The sequence below is a fragment of the Capnocytophaga sp. oral taxon 329 str. F0087 genome (genome assembly GCF_000213295.2).
Classification (GTDB): Bacteria; Bacteroidota; Bacteroidia; order Flavobacteriales; family Flavobacteriaceae; genus Capnocytophaga; species Capnocytophaga leadbetteri_A.
In genome coordinates, this window is record NZ_KN390018.1 from 21,138 (window position 1) to 25,368 (window position 4,231).

4 protein-coding genes are annotated in these 4,231 nt (G+C 42.5%); 1 reads left to right on the top strand and 3 read right to left on the bottom strand.

The features are described from left to right. From HMPREF9074_RS08205 to aspA, 3 genes are all read right to left on the bottom strand, one after another. Positions 1 to 236, bottom strand: a 236-nt coding sequence (locus HMPREF9074_RS08205; RefSeq protein WP_034540237.1) for an endonuclease domain-containing protein, incomplete at its 3' end; no start/stop codon positions are given. Positions 237 to 368: 132 nt separating this feature from the next. Beyond that, complete coding sequence (locus HMPREF9074_RS08210) at positions 369 to 1,352, bottom strand: DUF4837 family protein (protein WP_009390051.1); 984 nt, start codon at positions 1,350 to 1,352, stop codon at positions 369 to 371. Positions 1,353 to 1,514: 162 nt separating this feature from the next. Next, positions 1,515 to 2,900 (bottom strand): aspartate ammonia-lyase, encoded by a 1,386-nt coding sequence (gene aspA / locus HMPREF9074_RS08215; protein WP_009390052.1) that lies wholly within the window; start codon positions 2,898 to 2,900, stop codon positions 1,515 to 1,517. A gap of 583 nt (positions 2,901 to 3,483) precedes the next feature. Between aspA and HMPREF9074_RS08220 the strand changes: the two genes are divergently transcribed. Further along, positions 3,484 to 4,231, top strand: a 748-nt coding sequence (locus tag HMPREF9074_RS08220) for a S24 family peptidase (protein ID WP_034540239.1), incomplete at its 3' end; no start/stop codon positions are given.

Here is a 4,231-nt window from a genome sequence, read left to right on the forward strand (position 1 = left end):
TTATCTTCTACATACCTAAAATCGTGTATATGACCATCTACTTCAACAGCTAACTTCAATTCTTGGCAATAAAAATCAACTATGTAATCTAATATAGGTACTTGTCGCTTAAATTCTACTCCTAAAGCTTTGTTTTTGATTTCTTTCCATAAAAGTACTTCAGATAAAGTACTGTTATTGCGTAAATATCGAGCAAACTCTCTGAGTTTAGGGTTATAAGGTATAATGTTTGGCATTGGTGGTTCTTTTTTGACCTCCCCCTGCCCCCTCCAAAGGGGGAATGAGGGAGTTATAACTTTTATTGGTTGTATGTCAAAATCATTTTATAGTGCAAAAGTACATTATTTTTTTTAATTACCAAATAGCTGTTAATCATTAAAGCTGATTGATTTGATAATGGCTTCGAGCTCAAATAGTACATCGCGTTTTGATACGCCTGGCGCATACAGAAAGCCCTCGGCAACTAATAGGCGGTTCTTAGCCTTGTCCTCAATAATATAGTTGATATAAGGGCCGCCTAAAGCAAAACCTTTTACCTCCCACAAGCCTTTGCTCTCTAAAGCAAAATGGTTCTTTATCTTTACTTCGCTTACGCTAGGTGCTAAATAAGTTTCAGTAACCATATACATTCCTTTTTCAGGTCCGGGGATGTACTTTTCGCCTATTGAGTCGCGCATTTTTACAATCGCCTTAGCGCGCCCCTCTTCGTCAGTGGGAATGCTCTTAAGCGGCATTTCGTAAAGGATAACACTTGCACGACCCCCTTTGATAGGGCGCTCTATCCAGAAGAAATTGTTTTCGTGTTTTACTATTTTGTAGAAAGAAGGCATCTGTAGCTTTACCCCCAGTGCCTGTGTGTATTCGGTTTCGGTATTGAGCGATTTCTGAAAACGATGACGCGTTTCGGCTAATTCGTTTTCTTTAAAAGCATTGATAAATAGGCGGTGGTACTCCTCTATCTTGCAGGCGATGTCGCGTACTTTCTTAGCCTCGATAACAGCTACTACCTGAGGTTTAGCATACACATTCTCTTTAATAGCGCCTTGTGGCTGGTTGCCACGGCTGACTATCAGCACATTGCGGCTGTTGCGCGTGTTGCCCTCGAATACTTGGGGAGGCACTTGGTGAAGGGAGAAGGTGGGTTCTTCATTAGGAAGTCCGTCGATAGGGGCAGCGAAGTAGCGGCGTATAGTGTCGCCAACTGACCCTTCCCACAGGTCGTTATCAATAACTACAGCTAAGCTGTTAATAGGGCCTACCGAGGCAGGCAGATAGGTTTCGCCCCCCTTGCTATTAGAACAAGCGGTAAGCAAAATCGAAAATAGCAAACTTACTAATAATAAGCGTTTCATAAAAAAGATACATTAAGATTCTTATGCGTAAAAATACACAGCCAAAATCGTTCCAAATTTTATAAAACGGAGAAGAAAATTTTGAATTAGTAGTTAGTAACGAGTCGTTAGTCGTTAGAATGCTGACTGCTAACGACTAACGATTCATCACTAAAGATCTGATTAAATCATATTTTTGGGGTCTAAGATTCTGTCAAGTTCTTCTTTAGATAGCAGTTTGTGCTCAAGGACTAAGTTGTATACTGACTTGCCGCTCTCTAACGCTTCTTTGGCTATCTTGCTGCTGTTCTTATACCCAATATGTGGGTTGAGCGCCGTAACAATACCTATACTGTGTTTCACCATATTGAGACACACTTCGCGGTTGGCAGTGATGCCCTCTATACACTTAGTGCGCAAGGTGTCGATAGCACGTTCTAAGAATACGATTGACTCGATAATACATTGGCAAAGCACCGGCTCCATTACATTGAGCTGTAACTGTCCGGCTTCGGCTGCAAAGGTAACCGTTAGGTCGTTGCCTATCACCTTGAAGCACACTTGGTTTACTACCTCGGGAATCACAGGATTTACCTTGCCTGGCATAATTGATGACCCTGGCTGCATCTTAGGCAAGTTGATTTCGTTTAAACCTGCACGAGGTCCTGAAGAGAGCAAACGCAAGTCGTTGCATATTTTTGATAGTTTCACCGCCATACGTTTTAGGGCAGAAGAGTAAATGACATACGAACCTGTGTCGGGGGTAGCTTCTACAAGGTTGGCTGCTGTAACAAATTTTTCGCCTGTGAGAGTCGCTAACTTCTGAGCGCATAGCTGTGCATAGCCTTTAGGAGCATTGAGCCCTGTACCAATAGCTGTACCACCCATATTGATTTCTAAGAAAAGTTTGGCGTTGCTTTGTAGGCGTGCGATTTCCTCTTCGAGGTTGGCAGCAAAGGCTTCAAACTCTTGTCCTAAAGTCATAGGTACCGCATCTTGTAGCTGGGTGCGCCCCATCTTTATTACATCGGCAAACTCTTTTCCTTTTTGACGGAATGCCTCGATGAGCAATGATAGGCGTTCGATGAGCTTTTCGTTCATCTTGATAACAGCCAACTTCACGGTAGTAGGGTAGGCATCGTTAGTAGATTGCGACTGGTTTACGTGGTCGTTAGGCGAGCAGTGTTGGTATTCGCCACGTCCGTAGCCCATAATCTCTAACGCGCGGTTGGCAATGACCTCATTAGCATTCATATTTACTGAGGTACCTGCCCCCCCTTGAATCATATCAACCAAAAACTGATGGTCGAACTTGCCGCTTATCACCTCTTCGCAGGCTTGGCTGATAGGTTTTAGGAGGTTGTCAGGGAGAAGTCCAAGTTCGTGATTGGTTTGTGCCGCTGCTAACTTCACGTAGCCGATGGCTTTTACGAACTCAGGATAGTCACCCATTTTAGTTCCGGTAATACGGAAGTTTTCGATAGCACGTTGGGTTTGCACTCCGTAGTATGCCTCTGCAGGCACTTGTAAGTCGCCAATAAGGTCAGACTCAGTTCTAAATTTTGTCATAATTCTTACTATTTTTTTAATTTAATTTGTCGGGTTATAAAAAGCTGTACTAAAATTTCGGTAAAGGTACGAACTTTTTTTTAAATACAAAAAATAATTTGGCGATTTGTCAATTTGCCAATTTGCCGATTTGTCAATTGGCAGCTGCCCCTGCTGGATTTCATAGAATATAAAAAAATCATTAATCAGTGCATCGGTTGAGTATTCTGTATAAAGTCTGTCGGGAGATGAAAAATTTGGGGTGAATGAATTCGCGCCATATCACGGTGATGGGGATGTAGCGGGCATCGTGGCGGTTAAACTCTTCTATCACCGCTCTGTCCCGCAGCGCTAAGTTCTGCTGACGCGAATGGTGACTCTCTATCAACATCCTCTCGACTTGATAGCTCTTGCTTGTTTTTTTTGTTGATTTCATTGTTGTTTATCTTATTTAGTTGTTAATTATCAATTGTTTTGTATTTTTGTCGCAACTTTTTGTCCCCTCTTTTTTACAAGGCAAAAGTATAGAGATATTCTCTATTGTGCAAATTTTTATAAAAGAAATTCTCTAAAAAGTGCGCTAATAGCATTTAAGTGTTTGTATATGAATGTAAAAGAAAGAATAAAACAATTTATAGAAGCTCAAAACCTTACAGTTTCGGCTTTTGAGAAGGAAATAAACGCCTCGAATGGCTACATCAATAGCATCTCGAAGAATATTGGCATTGACAAACTCAATACGATTTTAGAGAAATACCCTAAACTGAATGTGGAATGGCTTATCACCGGAAAAGGCGAAATGCTAAAGTCGGGGGGTGCTTTGCCATTGTTGCCCCGAGTGGAGATTATTAAACCTATAAAGGTGGAGGGCCGCAGTTTGGTGCCTAAGGTGATAGTGGTAGATGACCGCGATAATGACCGCATTCCGTTAGTGCCTGTGCGTGCGCAAGCGGGGTACCTGAATGGGTATGACGATGAGCGCTTCATAGAGCAGCTACCTACCTATAGCCTGCCTACTATGCAAAACGGTACTTACCGTATGTTTCAGGTGAGCGGTCTGTCGATGTATCCTACCTTGCAAGACAGTAGTTATGTGGTGGGGAAGTTTGTTGAAGATTGGGATATGCTCTCTAACAACCGCGTGTGTGTGGTGGTGACGGCTAATGATGGGGTGATAGTGAAGCGCGTGGTGAATAGCATCAGTAAGTATGGTACGCTGTATTGCAAGTCGGACAACCGCGACTATCCGCACCTATCTATACATATAGAAGATGTGAAGGAGATATGGGAGTGTAAGATGCATCTTTCGTTTGAGTTCCTCGACCCTGTGACGAACTACCAAAAAATAGCTG